The sequence below is a fragment of the Rathayibacter agropyri genome (genome assembly GCF_013249015.1).
GTDB classification, from domain to species: Bacteria; Actinomycetota; Actinomycetes; order Actinomycetales; family Microbacteriaceae; genus Rathayibacter; species Rathayibacter agropyri.
In genome coordinates, this window is record NZ_JABRPL010000001.1 from 314,102 (window position 1) to 338,824 (window position 24,723).

Genomic DNA, 24,723 nt, shown 5'->3' on the forward strand with positions numbered 1-24,723 from the left:
GCTGGTGTCGTTGGCGGATCATCGGAAGTTGCGGGACGTGGTGCGGGCGCCGACCGCCAGGGTCTCGAACCGGTCGGCGAGGAGGTTCGTTACCCCCTCGCCGGAGCGCTCGAGGATTCCCCTGACGAGCAGGGCGGGTGCCTCGCGGGCTACACGGCGGTAGCGGTTCCATACTCCGACGGAACAGATCACGTTGAGGATCCCGTGCTCGTCTTCGAGGTTAAGAAAGGTCACTCCGCCGGCTGTGGAGGGACGTTGACGATGGATGACCACCCCGCCGACCTCGATCCGTGTGCCCGAGGGGGTTTGGGGGAGATCGGCCGTCGAGCGGGCTCCGCGGTGCTTAAGGTTCTTGCGGAGATGCCGCAGCGGATGGTCATCGGGTGAGATTCCGATGGCCCAGAAGTCGAAGACGACGCGCTCCTGCGGGGAGAGCATCGGCAGCAGGGGAGGCTGCACGACGACCGTCGAGCCGGCGAGGAACTCCTCGCGGTCTCCTGCCGCCGTCCCCGCCTCCCACAGCGCCTGCCGACGTTCAAGCCCGAGGGAGTCAAATGCGCCCGCGGCACCGAGCGCCTCCAGCTGGGTCGCGTTCGTGCCCACTCGCCTCGAGAGGTCGGCCATGCTCGCGTAGGGGCCATCGCGCTCGCGCTCGGCCACGATGTGCTCGGCCAGAGCGGTGCCGATGCCCTTCACTCCCGCCAGTCCGAGCCGGATCACGAAGTCGCTGTCCCGGCGGTGGTCGTCTGTGTGGAAGTGCTCCGAGCGGTTAAAGAGACCCGTCGGGGGCTGATCGGCCGAGAGGCACTCGTCCTTCCCATAGGGTGCGTCTGCCCGGCGCTGTGCTGGTGCGCCCTCCCGCGCCTCAAGGCCCGGGTGCGCCAGCGAGCGGTTGACGTCGGGGGAAGCGACGTCAACCCCGTGTCGCCGGGCGTCTGCGACCAGGGTGTGCGGTGCGTAGAAGCCCATCGGCTGGGCCCGCAGCAGTGCCGCGGTAAAGGCGGCGGGGTAGTGCAGACGGAGCCAGGCGCTCGCGTAGACCAGCAGAGCGAAGCTGATCGCGTGGCTCTCGGCGAAGCCGAAGTTGGCGAAGGCCTGGATTCGCAGGTAGATGTCGTCGGCGACTTCGCCGGTGATCCCGTTGCGCGCCATCCCCTGGTAGAGCCGTTCGCGGAGAGTCTCGATCTTCTCGGTGCCGCGCTTGGAGCCCATCGCGCGGCGGAGCAGGTCGGCGTCTTCCGCGTTGCAGTCACCGACCGCCACGGCGACCTGCATGAGCTGCTCCTGAAAGAGAGGCACCCCCAGGGTGCGCTTGAGCGGGGTCACGAGCAGAGGGTGCTGGTAGACGACCGGCTCCTCGCCGAGCTTGCGGCGGATGTACGGATGGACCGCTCCGCCCTGGATCGGCCCGGGGCGGATCAGGGCGACCTCGATCACCAGATCGTAGAAGCGTCGCGGCTGCAGCCGAGGCAGGGTCCCCATCTGGGCACGGCTCTCGACCTGGAACACGCCAATGGAGTCGGCGCGGCAGAGCTGGTCGTAGACGCCCTTCTCCTCGCGCGGGATGGTCGAGAGGTCCCACTTTTCGCCAACGTGCTCGGTGACGAGGTCGAAGGTGTATTGCAGCGCGGCGAGCATCCCGAGCCCGAGCAGGTCGAACTTGACCAAGCCCATCCAGGCGCAGTCGTCCTTATCCCACTGCAAGACGGTCCGGTTCTCCATCCGCGCGGGCTCGATGGGGCACACCTCGCCCACGGGGCGGTCGGTGAGGACCATTCCTCCGGAGTGGATGCCGAGGTGACGCGGGGTGCCGAGCACCCGGGTGGTCAGCGCCACGACATCCTCGGGGATGTCATGGTCGGTGCTCTCGGTGATTGAGCCCCACCGCTCGACCTGCTTTGACCAGCCGTCCTGCTGACCGGCACTGTAGCCGAGGGCCTTAGCCATGTCGCGAACGGCGAACTTCGGCCGATAGGTGATCACATTGGCCACCTGAGCCGCGTTCAGCCGCCCGTACTTGCGGTAGACGTACTGGATTACCTCCTCGCGCCGTTCGGAGTCGAAGTCGACATCGATGTCGGGCTCCTCGTCTCGGATGCTGGAGAGGAATCGCTCGAACGGCAGGTCGTAGAAGATCGAGTCGACCGCGGTGATCCCGAGGACGTAGCAGACCGCGGAATTCGCGGCGGAACCGCGCCCCTGGCAGAGAATCCCCTTGCGTTTGGCGTAGTGCACGATGTCGTGCACGATCAGGAAGTAGCCGGGGAAGTCTTTTTCCTCGATCACCGCGAGTTCCTTGTCGAGCCGAGTGAAGACGTCAGAATCGGCGTGCGGGTACTTTTCGGGCACGGCTTCGCGGACGAGTTCGCGCAGCCAGCTCATCGAGGTGTACCCCTCCGGTACCTCCTGCCGAGGGAGGCGGGGACGGACGCGGCCCAGTTCGAAAGCGATCTCGTCGGCGACGCGCACGGTGTTCTCGACCGAGCCCGGGTAGCGGGCGAAGCGCTCGGCCATCTCGGCGCCTGAACGTAGGTGCGCGCCGCCGGCCGCGGGCAGCCAGCCGTCCATCTCGTCGAGACTCCGCCGCGCCCTGACCGCCGCGAGTGCCGTCTGGAGGGGGCGCTCCTCGGGACGGGCGTAGTGCACGTTGCCGGTCGCGACGACGCACAGCCGGAGGCGCTCGGCGATGCCGGCCAGCAGATCGTTGTGTTGCGAGGCGAGCGGATCACCGTGATCGTAGAGCTCAACGAGCACGTTGGCCGATCCGAAGAGCCGGACGAGTTCGCGGACCTCGCGTTCGGCGGCGGCTTCACCCGAGGTGGTCAGCGCCTGTCGGACCGCTCCCTTGCGACAGCCGGTGAGCACGATCCAGTGCCCGTCGGCCGCGCGAGCGAGCTCGTCCAGGTCGTAGCTCGGCTTGCCCTTTTCGGCGCCGGCGAGCTGGGCGGAGGTGATGGCGCGGGCGAGGCGATGGTAGCCCTCTTCGCGGCGAGCGAGAACCAACAGGTGCGAGCCTTGCGGGTCTGCGACGCCGTTCTGGGGCGCGCTAAGCCCGAGCGAGAGTTCGGCGCCGAACGCGGTGCGCACTTCCTGGCCCTGGGCCGCCTCGGCCATCCTGACGATGCCGTAGAGCCCGTCGTGGTCGGTGAGGGCGAGAGTGTCGATTCCGAGCCGGACCGCCTCCTCGACCAACTGCTCGGGCTTGCTGGCTCCGTCGAGGAAGCTGAAGTGGGAGTGGGCGTGCAGTTCGGCGTAGGGCACCTTCTGCGCGGGAGGGCGCACGTCATCGCCCGGCATATAGGCGGGTCGTTTGTGCGACCATGCGGGGCTGTCGCCGCCGTCACCGCGGACGATCCTGCCGTCGGTGCGTTGGCCGCTAGAGAGGCGGCGCTCGAACTCCGACCAGGGGATCGGCGGGTTGTTCCAGCCCATCGGGGCTCCTTCGGTGCTCGTTGGTGGAGGATCGCTCGTGCGTGGAGGATGCGCTCGTTCGTGGAAGATTCGGGAGTGCGGGGCGGAGGATGCTGCCCGGTTTCAGTCGTAGCGGGCTTCGGCGGTCCACTCGCCGTCGAGGCAGACCAGCAGCCAGGCGACGCCCGAGGAGTCGATCACCTGGAAGCGGTCGTAGCGAACGGCCGTGCGCGCATCCCACCACCGTTCGTCGATCGGCCAAGGTCCTGCCCATCCCGCCACCGGCTTGAGCCGGGCCTGCGAAGTGCCCACTGTGAAGTAGGCGGGCACGGAGGTGAGGGCGCCGCGCTCGTCGACCGAGACCGGCTCGCCCCGCGGCCCTCGTACCAGCACGGCGGCGGGTTCGGCGAAGACGGTCGGGGGTAGCGGTGGCGGCAGTGACCCGGGCCACGGCAGACCACGAGGCTGGGCGTCGCCGGGCTCGCGGTCGCCCCAGGGGATCAGCTGTTGACGGTCGCGCAGCGCCCGTCCGCCCCCGATCGACGCGGTCGTGACGGCTTCGTGCCCAAGCATGCTCTGGATACGGCTCAGCCCGTGGTGCACCCGCTCCTCGGGGGCCGTTCCCCAGAGGCCCTGCTCGTGGTGCCCGATGGCATCAACAGCCTCCGGTTCGATGCGGAGGCGCGAGATCGGGGCTCCGAGTCCGGTGTCGACCGCTCCGCTGCCCTGTAGCTGCCAGCGCACCCGGTCGAGCACATCGCCCGGGGTGAACCAGCGCGGGTGCAGCCAGCTCCGTGACGAGACTTCTCCTCGCTCGCTGACGACCTCGATGCGGATCGCGGTCGCGACCAGCTGCGCCCGGGTGAGCCCGGCAACGAACTCCTCGGCGTGGACGCGGAAGGCGAACGCCACCTGGTCGATACGATCCAGCGGAGGTTCGAACTCCAGGGCGCGGTCGAGGCGCTCGGGCGGCAGCCGTGGCACCACAGTCGCCGTTTCGGCGCCCGCCGCGAGGAGGTGTGCGCGGGCGCCGTCCGGTCCGAACCGCGCGGCAACATCGTCGCGGGGGAGGGCGGCGAAGGCTCCGATTGTGCGCACGCCGAGCTTGCGCAACAGGGCCACGAGGTCGTCTCCGCGGGTCGGCACCCGAGCCGGGGCTGCGACGGCCTCGGTATCGAGCACGTCGAGAGGGAGCGGAGCGAGGAACTCGGCCGCCGCGCCGGCGGGCACGATCGCGATGGCTCGGTCGGAGTGCTTAGCGGCGAGTTCGGATGCGAAAAGCCCGTCGGCGATCCCGATCCGCGCTTCGGGAAGGCCCAGGTCGGTGAGCCGTTGCAGGATCGCCTCGGCCGCGGCCTCCTCACCGCCGTAGTACCGCTGAGGCCCCCTGGCGCGGATGGCGCAGAGACCGGGGCGGATCAGCTGCACCCCCGGCGTGATTTCCTCGAGTGCCTGCATCAGCGGCTCGAACGCCCGGTGATCGAGCACCGGATCGTACGGCAGCACCGCGAGACCGGTACAGCGGGACTGCGCCTCGCGGATCCGCATCCCCCGGCGTACCCCCTCGGCCCGGGCAGCGGGGGAGGAGGCGAAGACGAGACTCTTCTCGGTGAGGGCCAGGGGCTGCTCGGCGCCGAGCCCCGCATCGGCGGCAGCGGCGAGGAGGGGCCAGTCGGGGCACCAGACGAGGATTGTCCGGCGCAGCTCGGGTGCGCTCGCCATCTCACACCGCCCGCTCGTGCAACCGGGCGTGCTCACTCCGGGTGTGCTCACTCAGAGTGCCGAAGGCATGCTCAGTGCCCGGCATATTCATCCGCACTGTACGGATCCGTGTGCCGGCGCGACCAATGACATCGACCATTGCCTCGCGAGAGCGGAGGTAGCCATGACCGGTTCCGAGCCCCTCCCAACGGCTGCTGCGGATGCTCAACCGAGCTTCGGCCTGCGGCCACCCCCCGAGGATCACGAGCGCCGCTCCCCGCTGCCGTAGCCGCGCCCCCAGTCGGGAGACATCGGCAGAAGAGACGGAGGTGGGTGGACGGGTGAGCACGACGGTCAGGACGTCGACCAGCGCGGCCGTGACGGTGAGCCAGTGTTCGGCGGGCGCAGGCACCAGCACCAACCGCTCGAGGTCGATGCCCATGCCCTCCGCCGCTTCGGCTCCGAATTCGGGGACCCCGACGACACCGCACCACGAGCCTTCGGACGAGGGGCCGGCGAGCAGCCCCATCGCGAGGCTCATCGAGCCCTCGACCGAGTAGGCGGCCCCCTGCTTGAGCGAGCCTCCGGGGAGCACCGAGGCGAACGCGGGCAGGGTGGCGAGGCTCTTCGTCTCGAGGGTGGTCGCCTGCATGTCGCGGATCCGCGACTGCAACTCCTTCACCGACGCGAGCTGGCGCAGGAGGGGACCTGCGACCTCGGTCGTCTCCGCAGAGAGAAGGGAAAAAGGGGGGCGCATCTGCCCATGTTCGAACATGTGTTCGAGTATGTCAATCGCCACCGACATCGTTGGCGGGTCGGGTAAACCGGTGGAGAAATGAGTAATAAGCCCACCTGTGGAGGAGTGTCCGCGAAGCGCGGAGGCGACGGCTGAGGCCCGCTCCGGCAGTCTGACAGCCGCCTCCGACATACCCGCTGTGCCGCGTCACGGCGCCAAACCGTCTCCGCCCGCGCCTCTACCATGAGAGCCATGCCCGCCGATCTGCCCGACCTCGCCGCCCATGACGTCTTCGTTCCTGGTGCCTCGGCGGCCCCGCGCAGGCGAACTCTCGTGGTCAAGATGGGCTCCAGCTCGGTGACCAAGCAGTCCGGCCCCGACCCCGTGCTCCTCGCGAGCGCGCTCGAGAGCGCCTTCGCCGCTCGTGCGCTGGGCTGGGACGTCGTGCTCGTCTCCTCCGGCGCTGTCTCCTCCGGTCGGGCACTCTTCGCCCGCACCCAGCAAGAGCCGATCAGCCCGCGCCTGGCTGCAGCCGTCGGGCAGACCGTTCTCATGGGCTTTTACCGCTCCGTTGCCGAACTCTCGGGTGCACTGGTCGCGCAGATCCTGATCGGTGAGTCCGATCTCGCCTCGCCTCGGCAGATGTCGCACGTGGCGGAGGCGATCCGGAACGCTCTGGACGCCGGCGTCGTTCCGGTGGTCAATGGCAACGACACGATCGACTCCGCCGGCTCGGACAACGACGGCGTCGCAGGCGGTCTCGCGATGCTCCTCGGCGCCGACCTGCTCCTGCTGCTCACCGACGTGCCGGGCGTTTTCGCGGGCAGTATCGCCGAGGGGGTGCACCTGGAGGAGCTCGGCATCGGGGAGCTGCGCCGGATCGGTGTACAGAAGGGGGGTACGGGCCGCGGCGGGATCCGCTCGAAACTGCGTGCCGCCGAGCTCGCCGCGCACAACGGCGTCTCGACCAGGATCGCCGGAGCACGGACTCCCGAGGTCGTCCTGAGCGCCTTGAACGGTCCGGGGCCCGGCACTCTCGTCCGCGCTGTGCACGCGCATCCGCCCGTGGAACAGCGCTGGATCTCAGGGGTCGCCACCAGCCGTGGCCGCGTCGAGATCAATCTCGAGGCCGAGCGGAGCATCGCCGCCGGCTCGAGCTTGTTCGCCTCCGGTATTAAGCGCGTCTCGGGCGATTTCGGCGGAGGAGACGTGATCGAAGTGCGCGCGCTCGGCGGCGAGCTCCTCGCCCGCGGTATCTCGCGCGTCTCCTCTCGCCTGCTGACCCTGGTCAGGGCCCTGCGGGTCGACGAGATTGCCCGCGTCTTCGTGGCGGTGCTGGGCCACGCAGCCGCACTTCCCGCCGGTTTCGCTCCCGAGGCGGAGGAGCGTCCGCAACTGACCCGCGCACTCGAATACGCCCGCGCGCTGTCTCCGGAGCACGCCCGCGCCGTCGCGATGGAGATCGTCTCGCTCTTCCCCGCCGAGAGCATCTCCGCGCTGCTGGGCCAGGGCGCGGGGGAGGATGAGTTGGTCGAGCGCTATACCCGTCTCGTGCGCACTCTCGCCATTGTTGAGAACGCGGACCTCGCGGTCTTCCGCCCCTGATCTCGCGGTTCTCCGTCCGCGACTTCACCGTCTTCTCACGCGATTTTGCCGACGTTCAGTCCCGACGCGTGGTTCCTGTCGGCAAGGTAGCGCGCCACTTCGTGACGAGTTTCGCGCCGCCGCGTCATGATCGCCGTGCTCGGAAGTCTCTCTTGTGAAGGCGCCACTCATGGGCGCCCCGACGGAATGGAAGATGATGAGCGTTCCTACTTTCACCGCTGACCGCCCCTCCGAGAACCACATCTCGGTCGAGAGTTTCGAGTCCGAACGGCTCGCCCGTCGGCTCGCGCTGCTCGAGGCATCGATTGCTCAGGGTGAGCGCTCGCTGCGCGGCCGGCTCGATCCAGGAACCGGTGCGCCGATTCCTGGCGCCTGCGGCGCGCACCGTGCCCAGATCGTCAGCAATCTCGCAACAGAGCGCGCTCTGGCCGAGCGCATCCGCTGCATAATCCACTCTCGGGGCTGATGCGGATCGATGCGGCACGATGGTGGCATGGTCACCATCACCGTCGCGGGCACCGCCCAGCACTTCCATCCTGCCGAGCGGGGAACGGTTCGACTCGAGATCCGCCGCGAGTCGCTCTCGCGAGCCGAGTCGCTCGCCGAGGTCACCTCGCTGCACGCGAGGGTGCGAGGGGAGGCGGCGGCCGAGCAGGCTTCGGGAGTCGCGACGTGGTGGTCGTCCGACCAGATCTCCGTCTCGACGGTCCGCCGGTACCTCAAGGACTCCGATGTCACGCAGTTGTTCCACGTGGCTGCTGCCAGTGTGCGGGTGAAATACCGCGACTTCGCGGCGCTCGGCCATTGGGTCGGGTCGATCTCGGAGGTGCCGGGGATCCAGGTCTCCGGTGTCGACTGGGACGTCACCGCCGTCCGACGCGCGAGCATCGAGCGTGATGTTCGCGTCGCCGCGGTGCGCGATGCTCGGGAGAGGGCGGAGGCCTATGCCGCCGCCCTCGGATTCTCGGACGTGCGCGTGTTGACGCTCTTCGAGCCGGGACTGCGCCCGCACACGCGCGTCGAGGGCAGTTCGGCGATGATGAGCCGCGCGGCGGTGTTCAGCGCGTCGGAGGAGCCGCTCGCCCTCAAGCCGGAAGACATCGCGGTCACAGCCTCGGTCTCGGCCGATTTCGAAGCGCTCTGAGACCGAGCCGGGGGTGCCGCAGGGTCGCGGCACCCCCGGAACCGTGACGATCACCGTCGGCATGACGTCTTCCTCCGCTCCCGGCGAGCACGGTGCTCGTCGTACGGACACCATATGAGTATTGAGTAGTTCTCGCGCGTTTTGACGCGGATTAGCGGTCATCCCGTGCCACGACGGGGAATACCCGCGACCGCCGAGGCGCTTCACGAGGCATGGTCTCGCGCATTGGCTTCCTCTCCTTTGGTCACTACCAGTCGGTGCAGGGGTCACTGACGCGAACCGCCGCCGACGTCCTCCTGCAGACAATCGAACTCGCCGAGGCTGCCGAGGAGATCGGGCTCGACGGCGCGTACGTCCGCGTGCACCACTTCGCGCCGCAGCTGGCCTCGCCCTTCCCGCTGCTCGCTGCCATCGCCGCCCGGACCCGTCGCATCGAGATCGGCACCGGCGTCATCGATATGCGCTACGAAAATCCGCTTTACATGGCGGAGGAGGCAGCCGCGACCGATCTCATCTCGGGCGGCAGACTCGAGCTCGGGGTGAGCCGGGGATCACCCGAGACAGCCTTGCGCGGTTCCGAGGCCTTCGGTTTCGTCCCGCCCGAGGGCATGACCGACGCGGATCTCGCCCGCCACAAGGTGCAGATGTTCCGCGAGGCTCTCGCCGGGGCTCCGGTCGCGCAGTCCGACCCTGCGATGACCCGCCAGTCGCTTCCGCTCGCGATCGAGCCGCGCTCGCCCGGACTCGAGGACCGCATCTGGTGGGGTGCGGGCAGTTTCGAGACTGCACGCTGGGCAGCGCAGCAGGGTATGAACCTCCAGTCCTCGACGCTGCTCCTCGAGGAAGAGGGCATTCCCTTCGACGAACTCCAGGCACGCCAGATTCGCGAGTACCGCTCGGCCTGGGCGGAGGCGGGCTGGGAGCGCACGCCCCGCGTCTCCGTCTCGCGCAGCGTTCTCCCGATCACGAGCGATCTCGACCGCCTCTACTTCGGCGGTCGCGACGAACAGGACCAGGTGGCATCCCTCGAGGGCGTCCGTGCCCGCTTCGGCCGCAGCTACACGGGCGAGCCGGATGCGATCGCCGCCGAGCTGGCCACCGATGTCGCCGTGCAGGAGGCGGACACGCTGCTGCTCACGATTCCGAACCAGTTGGGGGTTGCTTATTATATAACGCTCCTCGAGAACTTCGCGAAGCACGTCGCACCCGCTCTTGGATGGCGGCCGAACACGGAAGGTCCCGTCGAGGGATACGCCATCTAGGCGCCCAGGATCGCGCGATGGTTCGATGATGCGTCGGGATTGCGCGAGCGCCTGACACTGTCGCCTATCGCCGCTGAGCGTTGCCCGAACGGTGATGCGAGACTCGCGCTTGCGCTCGCGGCTGGCATCGGCGCACTGGACAAGCCGTCCCGACGCTACTATCAGTGCAACAATGCGGTGGGGATCGTCGCCGTCGCTGAGCAGGGGGAACAGTTGCACACTCTTACGGGCAAACGTGTCGCCAAGTTTGCGCGCGACTTTGGCTTCGAGGTATCGGAGGATAAGCAGTTCGAACTCTATGTTGCGGCCAACTACCTCTATGCCTACCTCCGAGACGATGTGGAAAAGATCGAGCGGTCGGTGCGCGGAGGAGGCGGGGACGAGGGGATCGACATCGCCGCTGTCGTCGTGAACGGGCAGCTCGTGTTCGAACCTTCGGAGATCGAAGAACTGATCTCAGAGCAGGCTTCGAACACCGCGCGGGTCTGCTTTATCCAGGCCAAGACGAGCGAGTCTTACGACGCAAAACTGATCTCGAAGTTCCTGCACGGCATCGAGTCAGTCACGAAATATGCGATCGACCCGCAGAGCATTGCTCTCCCTGCCGAACTAGTCGACCTCGCAGCGTTGATCGACAAGATTGCCGAGAACGGTGACAAGTTCCAGGAAACGCGAATCCCGTGTGAAGTGCTCTACGTCACGACCAGCGGCCACGACGGGGCTGATGCGCGCAAGGAACTCCAGGTCACCGAGGCTGTTCGCCGGATCAAGGAACTAGGGGTGTATACAGAGCCCTTCGAGTTGAAAACTCACGGGCACGACGCACTCTCAGCGAAGTTGAAGGAACGGCACGGACCGCAGAACATCCGGTTCGACTTCACTAAGCGTCAGACCATCCCCGCGACGGAAAGGGTCAGCGAGGCCTACATAGGACTGTTGTCTGGCACGGAAGCTCTGAAGCTATTGACAGACGAGACTGGTTCCATCCGGCCCGGTATTTTCGATGACAACGTGCGGCTCGATCTCGGAGCGCACAACACAGTCAACCTGCGAATCACTCGAACCCTCGAAAGTGAGGAGCGTGCGCAGTTTCCGTTCCTGAACAACGGTCTCACGATCATCGCTAGCTCACTCAGGGGAGCAGGAGACAAGTTCTTCATATCTGGCTACCAGATCGTGAACGGTGGGCAGACGAGCCATCAGCTGGTGAGGTGGGCGGCGAGTCAGAAGGTCAAAGAGAACCCGGAACTCCTGTCGGATCTATGGATTCCAGTAAAGATCGTCAGTTCAGACGATGCAAGCGTGCGGACCAGTGTGGCCATTGCTACGAACCTCCAAACTGCGATCGGTTCGACGGACATCCAGGCGAGTTCGCAGACCGCCAAGGACGTGGAGGAGTATTTCACTCAGTCAGGCGCCGATGGTCTGCGATACCTGCGTCAGATCCAGCACGCTGCACTTGACTTTCCGAGGACACGGGTCGTCACCACGCCGGAGCTCAACCGTGCCGTCGCCGCAACCCTCTTCGGCGAGTCCTTCCGAGCGATCGGTTCGCCCAAGGAACTCGAAGCCGAGGATTCCTTCGTGTGGGGAAGCTACTCGGTCGAGGCGTATTACTACGCAGCCTGGATCCTCTACCGGGTGGATCGATACTTTGCTCGCACTCCCGACTCCACAACTCTGAAGGCGGCGAAGTATCACATTGCGATGATGGTCTCCGTCATCATTAATCCGCAGATAGCACCGGTGTTCGAAGCGGGCGATCTCGAGTCCGCGAGGCGCAAGCTTGTTGCCGTCAAGAGGACTCAGTTCAAGGTCACTGATTCTGACCGGATCGAGTTCGCCATCTCCAAGGCGATGGAGCTTGCCACGGACCAGTTCCAGACCGTTCTCTCCGAGGGGCGAAGCCTCCGGAAGGACGATGTGCGAAACCGACGCCATCAGGAAGCCCTCCTGCAGAAGGCGAAAGCGGTGAAGCCGCAGGCGTAGTGCGCTGATGACATAAGGAAGGCCGGGGACCGACCCTCAATGAAAATCCCCGGCATTCTTGTCTATCGCATCAGCCCATAGCGACCTCCCTCGCTGCCTCGGCGTTGACCTGTTCCACGGCCTCAGCCATGACTCGGGACATCTCCTCCATCAGCTCTGAGTTGATGGCTTCGACGTCTGGCTGGGAGCCATAGGTCAATTCGTCGGAGGTGTCCGGTGGTCACGTCTAAGGGGGTGGCCAGGTTTAGATCGGTTAAGCAGGGATCGTGAACAGCGCGTCCTCGTCGATCTGAAGCGATTCGCACATCGCAGCAACGTGTTTGGGGTCATTTGCCTTCATCCGCAGGAAAAGCGATCGGAGAACCACGGTCGCCTCGCTCGGGTCGATCATTGCCGAGATATTTCCCTCCTCGTTGTGGGAGTAGGCGTGCAGGTAGCGTTCGACGTGCGTCCGCACTGATGGCTCATCGAGCTCGCTGATTGCCGCTTTCATGCCTGCGTGGAAGTTTCCGATATGCTGTGGATATCGGAAGCTAAGGAACGCTTCGACCATCTTTCGAGCCGCGTTTGGCGCCAATGCAAGCAGATCCATCCGCTCGGCCAGCCCTAGCTCCGGTGTCGCTTCCAAAATGGCGTTCGCGACTCTCGCAAAAAGGAAGTGGTACAGCGATCGCAGGCGTCGGCTCTGCAGCTTGTCTTTCGTCCAGGGGTCGAACTGGGGAAGACGTCTTGGGGCTGCTGTTCCCCGCGAGCGAAAGCGCATCCGGACCTCGTGAATGGTGAATCCACCAGGAACATGCTTACCCGCATTCTCAAGCTGGAGGACCCACTGCCGGAAGAGCTCGAAGTTGTGCGTGAGCAAGATGACCTGGCTGGCGTAGTCGTTCTCGACTAGGGTTGCCCATAAAAACGATGAAACGCCGAACAAGATGCCCTCGTCCATGCTCGAGACGGGATCGTCAATCACAACAATCGGCGCGTCGCCCGCAACAGCGTTGCGCTGAACGCTCGCTAGGAAGTGAAGAAGTGCGATCGCAGTCCGTTCACCTTCACTGAGGTGGGTGGCGGGCTGGTTCGACCGCTCGATCTTGTAATGCTTGCCGTCTGCTGTCGGCTGGAACCGCAGCTCACCGCGTCCGAGGAGGCGGGCCACATCGTCTGTGAGCTCCGCTGCCTTCGGGACGGGGTCCGCATCGACGTTGCTCAGAGCGATGATCTGGTCGCTGACTGTTTGAAGCTCGTCTTCGAGTTGATCAGCTAGCTCCTTCTGGTTCTCAAATTCCGCCGAGCGATCGTCAAACTCTTTCGCGAGGACCTTCACGCGCGCCAGCTCAACTCGGCGGGCGGCCGCCGTCGCCTCAGAATTGTGTGACGTCCGTCTATGTTCGTGGCTTGCAACGACCGCGGCAACTTCGTCCATCGAGGGCGCCTCAATGTGAGGTAGCACCACTTCAGGTTCCGCAAACGGGTTCGCGGCTTTATCCTTGAGGGCAGCGATGATCGTCTCAATTCCGCTTCGATATCGGTCGGATTGATCTCTGAGGGTGCTACGCGCGGTTCTAAGTTCACCAGCGAAGTCTGGGTAGAGGTCTCCATCACGGGGAATACTCTCGGCCATCTGCTGCGCGGCGGAGAATGCCTGCGAAAGCTTCGAAATGAGGGTATTGATATCTTTCTGCAAGTTGATTAGAGAGCTATCGAAGTGTGCAGCAAGCTCAGCGCGGCGGTTCGCGGTGATGGCGCCTCCACAGAAGAGGCACTCTTCTCTGTGGTCGTGAAGATCAATTCCGTCTTGAACCCATTTGGCCTCTCGTGGACGACCTGCAAGAGTTTCAATGACCTTCGATGTCACGTCGCGCATAAGGAGTTCGTTTGCAGCAACGAGCACTTCGGGTCCGTCTAGCAATCGCGCGCGCGAAAGTTTGGTGAACGCATCCATCGCGGGTGACGTGGCTGTCGCTCGATCCGCGGCGACATCGCGCGAGGCGTCGTCGAACACTGTTCGATCTTTCTTTAGTAGAGTGCGTACATTCGCGCGCGTATAGGAGTTTGTTGCCCGATAGGTAGCGACAGGGGACGCGCGCAGGTCCTCAACGACCTGCCCTGCGACCGCCGTCAATCGCTCTCCGAGCGCTCGCTCCAAGCTAGTCGTTTTTATGCGCGCCTCTCGCGCCAATGGGGCGAGCTCGCTCTTGCGATTCTCGGCGAGGCGAAGCTTTTCCTCGGTGTCGACGTTCGCTTCGCCCAGCGTGAGCACGCTCTCCGACTGCGGGCCGCCGTCGTCATCGAAGCGCAGGTTTTCGCGCACGTAGGCTGCATTGAAGACCTTCGTACGTGCCCAGAAGTCAGAACTTGACTCCGTGATTACGCTCGCGATTCCATCAACCGTCGCGTCGAACTCGACGCCAACTGCCCGGGTGGGCCCGGCAGATCCTGCTCCTGCGCAGTGGCGGAAGAGGTTGGCTAACGTACTTTTCCCGCTGCCGTTAGTGCCGTAAATGAGATTAACTCGCTTGAGCGGAGCGGCTCGCGATTCATCGGTCCAGGTCTGGAAGGCACGGAAGTCCGCGATTTTCCGCATCCGTACGATGTTTGCGCGCGACATTGACACCCCTTAACTGGACCTCACCCTGGTCGGTGGTCTTCAGCATGCAGTCCGCTCGAGCAGACGTGCGGCTGTATGCCCAAGCATGGTGCATCGTCCCTCGAACGCAGCGCGTCAAAGGACGCGATCCAACTTACCTCGTAGCTCTGTGCTGGCTGCGATGCCGCGTTCTATGAGCGTCCCGCATGGGGATCGCTGAACGGTCGCCTGAGGGACGGGCGACCTCCCCGCGGATTTCCGCGGGTCGCACCGTCCCGTGAGACCCGCCCGTTGAAATGTCCGGTGTCGGGGCGATTATCGAGACACTTGGGGTGTGGATCGGATGGTGAAGCTGTGCACTCGCGCCGAGGTCCTGGATGACCTCGAGCAGCAGGTGCGACCGAACGACGCCTTTTTTGGGGATCGGATCGTGCGAACGGAGCATGGCTTTCGACTGCAGAAGACGGGAAGGATCTCGGTCGCGGTCTGGAAGATGCTGGACAACTGGCGACTCGTGGTGATGCCGCCGCTGCAGGAGGTCGAGGTGACTCACGACTACTGCTACTTCGGCACCGGGCTTGAGAGGCTGGCGCGCGCGGTCGCCGCTGGGCTGCAGTGGGTGGATCCGCTGAACACGGCTCCAGAGGGCTTCGACAAGCAAGCGTTCTGACGCCTCTGGAGAGCCAAGCGAACGCGAAGACTCGACCGGCGAGCGAGTGCTCGGCGTGAAGCGCAGGTCCGCCAGGGCGAGCGCTGCGGGCGACGCACTTCTCGCGGACTCGGTACCTGAGACGGCGGAGCGTCCGTCGAGGAGCCCAGTCGACTACCAGCGCTCTTTCGTCTCATGGTCTGTCACCGGTCTAGCGCTGGGTGAGGCGGGTTGTGCCGGATGCTCGCGGTCATCGGGGCGTGTTAGCGCCCGGAGAAACAAGAATCCCCCCGCCATGCGGGGGGATTCTGAGGTAATCACGCCGGTCCAAGCCCGACGCTTGCGTGTAGAAAATTACGCTCGTTCGCATGCCAAGTCAAACAGCGCTGGAGCTGCTCCTCGGTCGGGCTCGCCTCGCTCCCTACGTGTTGGCCGCGAGCGGTGACCTCACTCGCGCGACGGACCTCTACCTCTGGGCGACGCAGCGGTCGGGTGCTCTGCACGGTCAGATCTCGTTCGTCGAGATCGCGGTTCGCAACGCGATGGACGTGCAGCTGGCGTCGTGGAACGACGCTGCGGGCCTCGGACGCGATTGGTCCGCGGACAACCACACTGCGGAGCCGTTGTACTCGCTGCTCCGCAAGGCGTTGAAGGAGGCTCGCGGCCGAGCCTCCCGGGAGGCGGCTGAGCGTGATTCAGGGCACCCCGGTCCGGGACCTCCGTCACACATGACGACGTCGTCACACAGCTCATGTTCGGGTCGTGGGTCGTCGTCGTTCGTCCTAGGTCTAGGACGGAATCGTCGCACCGTCAGGAACAGCCGTGGAGAGAGGCGTTGGCGCAGGCGTTTCCTTACGCCACGGCCGACGATGCAGGTCGAGTGGACATTGGCAACCAGCTCGAGACGCTTCGGCGGCTTCGGAACCGGGTCGCTCATCACGACAACCTTCTGAGGGTCAACGTGCAGCACCGCTTCAACAGCATGCTCTCGCTTCTGTCGAAGATGGACCCGAGCTACCCGACGCTGGCAACAGGCCGTAGCACCATCCGGCGGCTACTCAGAGAGGATCCGCGCCGCTCCTGGTGAGCGACGATGTCCGCTTCGGCGAGCACACGCCCTGCTACTTCGCAGCGGCCCTCACTCGTCCGTGTGTGGCTTCCCCGCTTGTATGTGTCGATGGGCTCGAACGATGGGTGAAGTAGCAGAGCGCCACGAATCACTCGACGCCCGCGTGATCGACCGCGCAGAGACCCCGCAGGCCCCGTACGCTGAACCGCATGGGTGCGATGGCCGACCGCAAGCTGCTGACAGCGCGCTCCGCTGCCGCTGCGATCCGCATCGAACTCGCTGCAGACGACGAAGCCGCTGCGATCCGCCTCGCCACCGAAGCGCTCGCGCACCTCGCTCGAGCGACCACGTCCGAGGAGATCCAAGATTTCGTCCGAGCGCCGGGCAGCACGGGTGATCAGCGCTTCGACACCCTCCTGGCGACACTCACCCGCCTGCACCTGAGCGAACGTGGCGATCCCGCCCCGGAGTGGACTGATGCGCCCCCACTGGCAAGGGAGTGGCTACCCGGCGCAACCGGCGAGCCCGTCCCTGAGTGGCTTGCCATCGTCCGAGCGCAGACGCCGGCGCTCCTGCTGCGGAAGAACATCCTCTCGCGCGTGCATGACTGGACGGCCGCATGAGCGCCGACGCTGGGCGTCTGCTCACTCGGGACGAGATCCTGTCGCTGCTCGAGGAGGTCGCGGACCGGCTCGACGCCCGAGGCGTCGGTGTCGAGGCGTACATCATTGGCGGGCTCGCCATGGCGGTGCAGCTCGACGCACGACGCGTCACAGCGGACGTCGACGGGCTGTTCCAACCATGGGAGGACGTTCGGGCCGTCGCCGAAGACCTCGCCGCCGAGCGGGATCTTCCAGCGGACTGGCTGAACCGACGTGCGTGGTCGTTCATGGCTTTCGACGTCGACGGCGATCACGACGCCACGAAGGTCCAGATCGGCAAGATGCGGGTCCGAGTCGCATCTCCTCGCGTGCTCCTAGCTATGAAGATCGCCGCCGGGCGCCGCAAGGACACGGACGACATCACCGCTCTCATCCGGCACCTCGAGATCCACGACCCACAGCAGGTCGTCGACATCGCGTTCGACATCTTCGGCGACGAGTCCATGACCTTAACCGATTCCCGGGAGAGCATCTTCTGGCAGGCGTCGGAGGCGATACGGCAAGCCTGGGATGCTCCGGCGACAGCGAGACCAGCAAGCACCTCCGGGCCCGCGCGCCGTCCTGCAGGCAGCCCTGCCGCCACTGGGGGACAGCTCACGAGCCGGGATCACAGCGAACCCGAGACCAGCCTGTAGGAGCGCGGCCCCGCCCGTCATCGCCTCGCCTCGCTTGCTCCCCGCGCCCACAGCGCTGAGACGAACGCGAGGGCCGCTTCCGGTGACGATGCTGCCTGGCGGCGGAGTGTTCACGCTCGCCAGCCTGCGACGCGTCCTCGACAACTCCCAGCACTCCGGTGAGACCCTCGACGTCGTCCTGATTCGCTCCGACGAGTGGGAGTACGTTCCCGGCCCCACGGCAACGCTTCCGCTCATCGAAAACGTCGAGCTCGAGACTGCCGCCTGAGCCGCGCACATCGAGGGTATGAGCATCGGCGATGAGCGGCACCCGCGCGGCCACTCCTCCCGTCCTGGCCGTTTCTCCACGAAGCCGCAATCGGACCAGGAAGGCTCCCTCTCAGAGCAGTCGCGGCCTGCCCAGACCGGTTCTTCGTGGTCGGGGCAGGAGAGGAGAGGAGGTGGAGCCCGCGGGAACAACGTTCCGGACCGAAACGACGACGTACGCCGACGGGAAAGGGGCCTCTGGCTCATCGGCCCGCGCGGCAAGGCCTATCAGTTCGTGCCCCGGTCAGCCGACGGCACCCGCGGGACCCTGTGCTCGTTCCTCACCCGCACCGTGTTCTCGAAGCGTGGGAACCCGGTGACTGTGACGAAGATCGGCGACACGATGGAAGTCAGTCGATGATGAGCACGAGGGTGCCGCCGCCGCGTACATGACCGGCATGACCATCTTCAATCCGTCGCTGCATCCGCGCAACCACGCCTCTCACTCCGGCCGTTTCAGCGAGAAGCCGCAGTCCGCCCCTGAGACGTCCTTCACCACGCCTCCCGCGCGGCCTGTCCTGTCCGAGAGGGAGTACCGACTCGTGTGGCCCGACGGGACACCCGTTGGAGTCCCGGTCGATGCGCACGCCACCGTCGAGGAACGCCTCGAACAGCAGCGCACCTTCGACGCATCCAGCACCGGCCGCACCCGCATGCAGCTGCGCGCCGTTTCCGTCCCCGAGGACGTCGATGTGGACGACCCCGCACTCAGCCTCTCGAAGGCGGAAACCCAGACCTACCGGAACGGGAAACCGTGGCTGTGGATGTCTGCCGAGTCCGGAGACGAGCCGGTCGACATGCTCCGGAAGTTGATCGCTCGCGACTCCCGCCCGAGCGACACCATTCGCGTCGAGGTGAAACGCACCGGCGCGTGGGAGAACACGACCGCGACCACCCCGGGCGAGGTGAACGCATGACCGGATTCGACGAGTATCAGCACCCGCGCGGCCACCCGTCGACCCCGGGCGCCGTCGCAGAGAAGGACAACACCTGCCCGGAGACGGACCTCGCCGGTCCCACCCGTGCATTTGTCAGCGCGCCCCAGGTCTGCTATCGCGCTCGCCGGGCGATCCAGACGACCACCTACCAGGCTGGGTATGGCGGAGCGATGCCGGGCGTGCTGAACGTGCTCGTCGACCGGTACCGGGACGATCCCGAGATGCTCGACCGGCTCGCTATGATCGACGCCGCGGACGTCGAGCACTGGTACGACATCCACGTCGGCCCGGCGCTGGACCAGATCGAGGACGACATCCGATCCCGCTGACGCTCAGCGGGCGCCGCGCAGACGAGGAACCATGACCGATGCCATCCTGGCGGCGCTGCCCGCTCCCTCCGGGCGTCCGTTGCTCGTGCTCGACCTCGACGGCGTCCTGAACCTTTTCGGGGCCTACACGGCCAGCACGACCGTCATCGTTTCGACCGACGGGCACGAAGTTCGCCGCCTGCACTTCACCCCGGCTGCCGCCCCACTCCTTGACGCTCTGACCGTGGCCGGCCACATCGACGTTGTCCGCTCCCGGAAGCACTCCCGTCTTGGGCTGCGCAGCTCTGTTGCGACGACGCCGGGGCTGAGCGCGGCAATCGCGGACGGGACCGTCGCGGCGACGACGGAGACGCTCGTGCGCACCGCCGACGGTCAGAAGTTCGTCATCACCTTCCGCGAGGACGTCGTCGACGCTCTGCACGCCCTGGTGGCATCCGGCGCCGTCGAGTTCGGTTGGTTGACCACCTGGGGCCCGAACGCTCGGGCGGTCGTCGAGCAGGCCTTCAGCGGCCGTCTCGCCGGCGGGTACGTCCTCGCGAAAAAGCCCAAGAAGCTCCGCGGCTACCGCAACCCCGACTGGAAGCGTCACGCGCTCGAGAACCGCGTCGCCGAGCTCGGAACCCGGTGGGTGTGGGCGGACGACGAGGAGGTCCCGCGCGCCCGCGCTGACGGGTCCCTCGACGACGACACCCTCGCCGGAATCCCTGGCCTGGCGTTCGGGACTGAAGAGAGCGTCGGACTGACGCCGGCGGACGTCGCCCGGGCGACAGCATTCCTGCTCGGTTGACGCGCACCGCCGCCTACATCCTCGGTATGAGTTCCTTCTCCGAATCCGACCACCCCCGAGGCCACGCCACCAACCCCGGCCGCTTCGCCGCCAAGCCGCAGTCGGACCCGGAATCGAACCTGCTCGACGTCGTGCAGGCAGCCCAGGAAGCGACTGGCAGCGCACACGCTAACGAAACCCGCATCGCCGCCCGCGCGATCGCCGCGTCGATCCTGGCCAAATACCCGACCGCCGACCATCTCCGGATCACCCCGTTCCTGGAATCCGTCGAAGGCTACTTCCCCGAGGACGTCTTCGACGCGGACGGGAAGGAACTCGGCGCAGCGCCGGACGAGGTTGCCGACATGCTCTACTCGATCCCGCAGCACGTTCCCGCGCTCGACTACGATCTGGCGACGAAGTCCTACCCGGCGGATCCCGCGTTTGCATGGCTTACCACTGCTGACGGAGAGTTCGACAGTGGACGCATCTCGCTCCGGCACGAGGCGATCGCACCGCCCGCCACACCGGAGGAGCGCATCGCGGCTGCCAAGGAGCGCGCAAAGGCAGCGCAGCTGGCTGCGTTCGAGGCAACGGTTCAGGCCGGCCTCGCGACGCGAGAGATGGTGAAGCTGACGTACCAGGCGTCGTACCCAGACGGCACGCAGGTCCTCCTCGCGCAAGCATGGGACGACGACGGGCCGCAGGTCCTCGCCGTCATCGGTGACGACGGGGTCCTCGCCGACTTCACCCAGGACAACTACCTGCCTGGCGCCGACGTCCGCTACAACATGTCCGAGTACCCGGACCGGCTCGACGACGGCGACGCCTTCCGCCAGCACTTCACAGAGTTCGGCTACGGCGAGGAGTGCAACGTGTTCGTGATCCCGCTGCGGTAGAGACATCTGGTGACGGAGTCGGACAGTACGGGGCGCGTTCGGGCGGCTGCGTTGTTCCGTTACGGGTCCCGACCGACCACGCCGGTAGGGCGCCTGACAGCTGAGTCGAAGGACCGCGCATAGCCCCAGGGTCGGCTGTCTGATCTAGGGGCCGACCCGCCGTCGCAAGACGTGCTGATGGTGTGAGACACGTTGAACGGGAGCCGCGCACGTGAAGGACATGAACACGAAACTCGATCAGACACGTTCTCGGCCACCATTGAGAGGCGCGCGCCAGATCCCTCTCGGCGATAATGAGCGCGCGTTTGCCCAACCAGCCGACTCTGGTGCAGGCGATCCAGGATCACCCGACCGGCAGGGACTCCGCTTGGTCGACGAGAGCGTCATGTCTGCCCGTGGGCACGACCCCGTTCGAGATACTGTCGCATTGAACCTCCCCGGAGTGCCCGTGCTCACCCCGGCAGCGGCTGAGGCGCTGCGTCGACTCATCGACGAGGCCGTCAGCCGCAAGCGCAGCGCAGAGATGAAGGACGCGGCATGATCGAGACCACTTCCGACCCTTGGGCAGAATTCGACGCCCACGTCGGTACGGAGATTGTCGATGTGCTGCCCGCGAGCGGGCGGTTTGCCTTCTACGGCCGGTGCTCGACTGAAGACAATCAGGATCCCGAGACTTCCCGGCAGTGGCAATTGCGGGCTGCGGAATCGCTCATCGGGCCGGCAGGAGGAAAGGTCGTGGCTAGCTACTTCGACATCGGTTTCAGCCGCTCGCTGCCGTGGCGGCGGCGGCCCGAGGCGCTTCGGCTACTGACCGAAATGTCGTCGCCGAATCGTGAATGGGACGCAATCGTCGTTGGCGAAGGACAGCGTTGCTGGTTCGGATCGCAGTTCAGCGAGGTCGCCCCGCTCGTCGAGCACTCTGGAGTCAGCCTCTGGGTGCCCGAGCTCGGTGGCGAGTATGACCCGCGTAACTCCTCGCACTACATCCTGATGACCGTCAACGGAGGTATGAGCAGGGGCGAACGCCAACGCGTTCAGGAACGCGTGTATCTGGGCATGGCGGCGCAGGTCGAGAACCAGGGCCGGTTCCAGGGCGGGCGTGCGCCTTACGGCTACTTGGCAGTGCCAGTCGGGCCACATCCGAACCCGAGGAAGGCCGCCGAGGGCTTCCAGCTAAAACGTCTCGCCCCGAACACGGACACGGCCCCTGTTGTGAGCCGAATCTTCCAGGAATACCTCGAGGGACGCAGCATTCGTGAGATAGCGTCACGGTTGAACTTCGAAGGAGTCCTGTGCCCCTCAGCCGCAGATCCGGGTCGAAACCGGCACCGTCTCCAGGACGGCTGGCAGATTTCGACGATCAGCACGATCCTCAGCAACGGCCGCTATACCGGTTACGAATTCTGGGGGCGATTCAAGAAGGAGGAGGTACTCATCGACGCGACAGACGTGTCGCTCGGCTACCAAACTCGGCTCGCGCGGTCGGACAAGCCTTTGGTCCGTAGCCGCTGTGTTTCGCACGATGCCATCATTTCGGTCGAGACATTCGTTAGCGCGCAGTTGCGCCGGCGCGAAGCCAAACGGCTGAGCATGCGGCAACTCGGAGCGACCCCGAAGCGCGCGAAGGCCGCGAAGACTGTGGCGAAGGTTCCGTCATCGCTGTGCGGCTTCGTTCGCTGCACGCAATGTGGGCGTCGAATGGAGATCTCCCGCAGTCACGGCACGGCGTGGCTCCGGTGTCGCGCACGCGACCTCACGCCCGGGACGAAGGCCGCCACCCGGCATCCGTCGAACATCAGTGTCCCCGAGGCGGCCTTCGTCGACAGCCTCTCGAAGACGATGGCTGCTCTCTTCTCACCGGCTAACCGTGAGCAGACGTTTGCTGATCTCGAGTCGGCGGGACAACCGACGGCCTTCGAGCGAGCAAGGTACGAGCGCGCCAAAGAACAACTGGCGGACGCTACCGCTCGGCTGAACCGGCTTTACGCTGCCCTCGAAGACGGCGAGATTAGCGTCGATCGCTTGAAACCCCGCATAGTCGCGCTCGATGCAGAAATCGAGCGCCTCGAAGCCGAGATGCAGGACGCATCCGGTTCGGCACCGCGCGCTCACGATGCTTTGGACATGCGGGCTGCCATCGAGTCGCTGGGCGACCTCGCGGTCTCCGTATTCCAGACAGCCGAACCGAGCTCGTTGCACTGGTTCTTCACTGCCATTGGCCTGCGCCTGCAGTACGACCACACTCAGAGGGCCGCGCAGGGCTCCATCGAGATCCCTGGGCAGCCGATTGAGGTCGCCTCAGCCGGCCTCGCCAATGCAAAAATCCCCACCGAATCTTCTGACGAAGGTTCGGTGGGGATCAGCGTTCGTGTCCGAGGGGGGACTTGAACCCCCACGCCCTATACGGGCACTAGCACCTCAAGCTAGCGCGTCTGCCATTTCCGCCACCCGGACGAGTGATGCTTCTGGCCTGCGTTTCCGCGGCCGAAGAAGACTTTAGCACGGTTCCGTAGCCTTCCCCGCCATCGCGAAGACCGGCCGAGAACCGCGCACGCCGCTGCGTCCAGTCCCGGCGACAGGCCTGCGCCGGTACCGTTGCTCGCATGTCAGACAGCGCAGATCCGACCGAATCTAGCCTCGACGAGACCGCGCTGATTGCGCGAGACCTCATCCGCTTCGACACCAGCAATTATGGCGACGGCAAGGCGGAGCCGGAGCGGGAAGCCGCGGAGTACGTCGCCGCGAAGCTGCGCGATCTCGGCCTCGAGCCCGAGCTGATCGACTCCGATCCGGGGCGCACGAGCGTCGTCGCTCGGGTCGCGGGGGAGGACCGCGACCGAGGGGCTCTCGTCGTGCATGGGCACCTGGACGTGGTACCTGCCATCGCGGGCACGTGGAGCGTCGACCCGTTCGGGGGCGTCATCAAGGACGGCATGCTCTGGGGCCGCGGTGCGGTCGATATGAAGAACATGGATGCGATGATCCTCGCGTCGCTCGGTGACATCCTCCGCGAGGGACGCCGACCCTCCCGCGACCTCGTCGTGGCCTTCTTCGCCGACGAGGAGGCGGGTGGCGTGCGCGGCTCCGCTCATCTCGTCCGCACCCGGCCCGAGCTTTTCGCCGGCGCGACCGAGGCGATCAGCGAGGTCGGCGGCTACTCGATCGAACTCGCGGGCAAGCGGGCCTATCTCGTTCAGACGGGCGAGAAGGCCCTGATGTGGTTGACGCTGCGCGCCCACGGAACTGCCGGTCACGGGTCGCAGATCAACCCGGAGAACGCCGTCATCCGCCTCGCGGAGGCCGTTGCCCGCATCGGCAGCGAGGAGTGGCCCACGCGGCTGACCGAAACGACCCGTGAACTGCTCGACCATGTCGCGCGGCTGCTCGGCCACGACCCGCAGCGCAGCACTCCTGAGGAGCTCGCCCTCGCGACCGGCACCGCCTCCCGCTTTATCGCAGCGACCCTGCGCACGACGGCGAATCCGTCGATGCTCTCGGCCGGCTACAAGGCGAACGTCATCCCAGACACGGCCGAAGCGACGATCGACGTCCGCGTGCTCCCCGGAGAGGAGGACGCCGTGCTCGAGCGCGTGAAGGTCCTCGCGGGCGAGCACGTCGAGATCCTGGTGCAGCACCGCGACATTGGGTTGGAGGTTCCCTTTGCCGGACCCCTGGTCGAGAGCATGGCGGCCTCGCTCCGCCGCTTCGACCCGGACGCCGAGGTCCTCCCGTACCTGCTCTCAGGAGGAACCGACAACAAGGCCCTCTCGACCCTCGGGATCACCGGCTACGGTTTCGCGCCACTCCAGTTGCCCTCGTCGCTGGACTTCCCGGCGCTGTTCCACGGCGTCGACGAGCGCGTTCCACTCGACGCACTAGTCTTTGGCAGGAAGGTCCTGACCGATCTCCTGCTGCGATCCTGAGGCTGCTGCAACCATGAGGTTGTTACAACCCTGAGGATGCTGCGATCGTGTGGTCAGCGCCGACCGACACTGACCGCCTGCTGGCCGACGACGCCCCAGCTCTTCTTGAAAGTGA

General features: G+C 65.9%; 19 protein-coding genes and 1 tRNA gene. 15 read left to right on the top strand and 5 right to left on the bottom strand.

The window, feature by feature from the left end:
* Positions 1-18 precede the first annotated feature (18 nt).
* The 3 genes from HRF29_RS01465 to HRF29_RS01475 form a co-directional block, all read right to left on the bottom strand.
* Entirely contained in the window at positions 19-3,432 is a 3,414-nt protein-coding gene (locus tag HRF29_RS01465; RefSeq protein WP_173243597.1) for an error-prone DNA polymerase, read from the bottom strand.
* 102 nt (positions 3,433-3,534) lie between these two features.
* Positions 3,535-5,133: a DNA polymerase Y family protein gene (locus HRF29_RS01470; protein WP_173243600.1), complete on the bottom strand. Its 1,599-nt coding sequence runs from the start codon at positions 5,131-5,133 to the stop codon at positions 3,535-3,537.
* A gap of 1 nt (position 5,134) precedes the next feature.
* Positions 5,135-5,869: a hypothetical protein gene (locus HRF29_RS01475; RefSeq protein ID WP_173243602.1), complete on the bottom strand. Its 735-nt coding sequence runs from the start codon at positions 5,867-5,869 to the stop codon at positions 5,135-5,137.
* 231 nt (positions 5,870-6,100) lie between these two features.
* On the opposite strand from HRF29_RS01475, the gene proB reads away from it, so the two are divergent.
* From proB to HRF29_RS01500, 5 genes are all read left to right on the top strand, one after another.
* Positions 6,101-7,453, top strand: a complete 1,353-nt coding sequence (gene proB / locus HRF29_RS01480) for a glutamate 5-kinase (RefSeq protein ID WP_173243605.1) — start codon at positions 6,101-6,103, stop codon at positions 7,451-7,453.
* Between the two features lie 169 nt (positions 7,454-7,622).
* Positions 7,623-7,919, top strand: coding sequence for a hypothetical protein (locus tag HRF29_RS01485; RefSeq protein WP_173243608.1), 297 nt, complete (start codon positions 7,623-7,625; stop codon positions 7,917-7,919).
* A 27-nt stretch (positions 7,920-7,946) separates the two neighbouring features.
* Positions 7,947-8,597: an SIMPL domain-containing protein gene (locus HRF29_RS01490; protein ID WP_173243611.1), complete on the top strand. Its 651-nt coding sequence runs from the start codon at positions 7,947-7,949 to the stop codon at positions 8,595-8,597.
* A 212-nt stretch (positions 8,598-8,809) separates the two neighbouring features.
* Entirely contained in the window at positions 8,810-9,859 is a 1,050-nt protein-coding gene (locus HRF29_RS01495) for an LLM class flavin-dependent oxidoreductase (protein WP_173243615.1), read from the top strand.
* A gap of 39 nt (positions 9,860-9,898) precedes the next feature.
* The gene (locus HRF29_RS01500; RefSeq protein ID WP_173243618.1) at positions 9,899-11,848 is read left to right on the top strand and encodes an AIPR family protein; all 1,950 of its coding nucleotides are present in this window, start codon (positions 9,899-9,901) and stop codon (positions 11,846-11,848) included.
* A 253-nt stretch (positions 11,849-12,101) separates the two neighbouring features.
* Here HRF29_RS01500 and HRF29_RS01505 read toward each other — a convergent pair whose 3' ends face one another.
* The gene (locus HRF29_RS01505; RefSeq protein WP_173243622.1) at positions 12,102-14,453 is read right to left on the bottom strand and encodes an AAA family ATPase; all 2,352 of its coding nucleotides are present in this window, start codon (positions 14,451-14,453) and stop codon (positions 12,102-12,104) included.
* 313 nt (positions 14,454-14,766) lie between these two features.
* Here HRF29_RS01505 and HRF29_RS01510 point away from each other — a divergent pair, with 313 nt between their 5' ends.
* The 9 genes from HRF29_RS01510 to HRF29_RS01550 all read left to right on the top strand — a co-directional run bounded on the left by HRF29_RS01510 (position 14,767) and on the right by HRF29_RS01550 (position 23,073).
* A complete protein-coding gene (locus HRF29_RS01510; RefSeq protein ID WP_222929571.1) occupies positions 14,767-15,102 on the top strand; it encodes a hypothetical protein in 336 nt (111 codons plus the stop codon).
* A gap of 1,257 nt (positions 15,103-16,359) precedes the next feature.
* Positions 16,360-16,773 (top strand): hypothetical protein, encoded by a 414-nt coding sequence (locus HRF29_RS01515; protein ID WP_173243628.1) that lies wholly within the window; start codon positions 16,360-16,362, stop codon positions 16,771-16,773.
* Positions 16,770-17,447, top strand: coding sequence for a DUF6036 family nucleotidyltransferase (locus HRF29_RS01520; RefSeq protein ID WP_173243630.1), 678 nt, complete (start codon positions 16,770-16,772; stop codon positions 17,445-17,447). The genes HRF29_RS01515 and HRF29_RS01520 overlap by 4 nt, the downstream gene beginning before the upstream one ends.
* Before the next feature lie 82 nt (positions 17,448-17,529).
* Positions 17,530-17,715, top strand: a complete 186-nt coding sequence (locus HRF29_RS01525; RefSeq protein ID WP_173243633.1) for a hypothetical protein — start codon at positions 17,530-17,532, stop codon at positions 17,713-17,715.
* 436 nt (positions 17,716-18,151) lie between these two features.
* The gene (locus HRF29_RS01530) at positions 18,152-18,670 is read left to right on the top strand and encodes a hypothetical protein (RefSeq protein WP_173243636.1); all 519 of its coding nucleotides are present in this window, start codon (positions 18,152-18,154) and stop codon (positions 18,668-18,670) included.
* Complete coding sequence (locus tag HRF29_RS01535) at positions 18,667-19,020, top strand: hypothetical protein (protein WP_173243639.1); 354 nt, start codon at positions 18,667-18,669, stop codon at positions 19,018-19,020. The genes HRF29_RS01530 and HRF29_RS01535 overlap by 4 nt, the downstream gene beginning before the upstream one ends.
* 31 nt (positions 19,021-19,051) lie before the next feature.
* On the top strand, positions 19,052-19,807 hold the full coding sequence (locus tag HRF29_RS01540; protein ID WP_173243643.1) for a hypothetical protein: 756 nt from the start codon (positions 19,052-19,054) through the stop codon (positions 19,805-19,807).
* A 26-nt stretch (positions 19,808-19,833) separates the two neighbouring features.
* Positions 19,834-20,685: a hypothetical protein gene (locus HRF29_RS01545; RefSeq protein WP_173243646.1), complete on the top strand. Its 852-nt coding sequence runs from the start codon at positions 19,834-19,836 to the stop codon at positions 20,683-20,685.
* Between the two features lie 537 nt (positions 20,686-21,222).
* Positions 21,223-23,073, top strand: coding sequence for a recombinase family protein (locus HRF29_RS01550; protein WP_173243649.1), 1,851 nt, complete (start codon positions 21,223-21,225; stop codon positions 23,071-23,073).
* Here the strand turns inward: HRF29_RS01550 and HRF29_RS01555 are convergent.
* Positions 23,055-23,139, bottom strand: a tRNA-Leu gene (locus HRF29_RS01555). The genes HRF29_RS01550 and HRF29_RS01555 overlap by 19 nt on opposite strands.
* Before the next feature lie 149 nt (positions 23,140-23,288).
* On the opposite strand from HRF29_RS01555, the gene HRF29_RS01560 reads away from it, so the two are divergent.
* On the top strand, positions 23,289-24,608 hold the full coding sequence (locus tag HRF29_RS01560) for a M20/M25/M40 family metallo-hydrolase (RefSeq protein ID WP_173243651.1): 1,320 nt from the start codon (positions 23,289-23,291) through the stop codon (positions 24,606-24,608).
* Positions 24,609-24,723: the final 115 nt, after the last annotated feature.

What these genes read in the sequence shown, in the direction of transcription:
- HRF29_RS01465 (WP_173243597.1), bottom strand. Translation starts at nt 3,432, where the DNA reads ATGGGCTGGAACAACCCGCCGATCCCCTGGTCGGAGTTCGAGCGCCGC.
- HRF29_RS01470 (WP_173243600.1), bottom strand. Translation starts at nt 5,133, where the DNA reads ATGGCGAGCGCACCCGAGCTGCGCCGGACAATCCTCGTCTGGTGCCCC.
- HRF29_RS01475 (WP_173243602.1), bottom strand. Translation starts at nt 5,869, where the DNA reads ATGCGCCCCCCTTTTTCCCTTCTCTCTGCGGAGACGACCGAGGTCGCA.
- proB (WP_173243605.1), top strand. Translation starts at nt 6,101, where the DNA reads ATGCCCGCCGATCTGCCCGACCTCGCCGCCCATGACGTCTTCGTTCCT.
- HRF29_RS01485 (WP_173243608.1), top strand. Translation starts at nt 7,623, where the DNA reads ATGGGCGCCCCGACGGAATGGAAGATGATGAGCGTTCCTACTTTCACC.
- HRF29_RS01490 (WP_173243611.1), top strand. Translation starts at nt 7,947, where the DNA reads ATGGTCACCATCACCGTCGCGGGCACCGCCCAGCACTTCCATCCTGCC.
- HRF29_RS01495 (WP_173243615.1), top strand. Translation starts at nt 8,810, where the DNA reads ATGGTCTCGCGCATTGGCTTCCTCTCCTTTGGTCACTACCAGTCGGTG.
- HRF29_RS01505 (WP_173243622.1), bottom strand. Translation starts at nt 14,453, where the DNA reads ATGTCGCGCGCAAACATCGTACGGATGCGGAAAATCGCGGACTTCCGT.
- HRF29_RS01515 (WP_173243628.1), top strand. Translation starts at nt 16,360, where the DNA reads ATGGGTGCGATGGCCGACCGCAAGCTGCTGACAGCGCGCTCCGCTGCC.
- HRF29_RS01520 (WP_173243630.1), top strand. Translation starts at nt 16,770, where the DNA reads ATGAGCGCCGACGCTGGGCGTCTGCTCACTCGGGACGAGATCCTGTCG.
- HRF29_RS01530 (WP_173243636.1), top strand. Translation starts at nt 18,152, where the DNA reads ATGACCATCTTCAATCCGTCGCTGCATCCGCGCAACCACGCCTCTCAC.
- HRF29_RS01535 (WP_173243639.1), top strand. Translation starts at nt 18,667, where the DNA reads ATGACCGGATTCGACGAGTATCAGCACCCGCGCGGCCACCCGTCGACC.
- HRF29_RS01540 (WP_173243643.1), top strand. Translation starts at nt 19,052, where the DNA reads ATGACCGATGCCATCCTGGCGGCGCTGCCCGCTCCCTCCGGGCGTCCG.
- HRF29_RS01545 (WP_173243646.1), top strand. Translation starts at nt 19,834, where the DNA reads ATGAGTTCCTTCTCCGAATCCGACCACCCCCGAGGCCACGCCACCAAC.
- HRF29_RS01550 (WP_173243649.1), top strand. Translation starts at nt 21,223, where the DNA reads ATGATCGAGACCACTTCCGACCCTTGGGCAGAATTCGACGCCCACGTC.
- HRF29_RS01560 (WP_173243651.1), top strand. Translation starts at nt 23,289, where the DNA reads ATGTCAGACAGCGCAGATCCGACCGAATCTAGCCTCGACGAGACCGCG.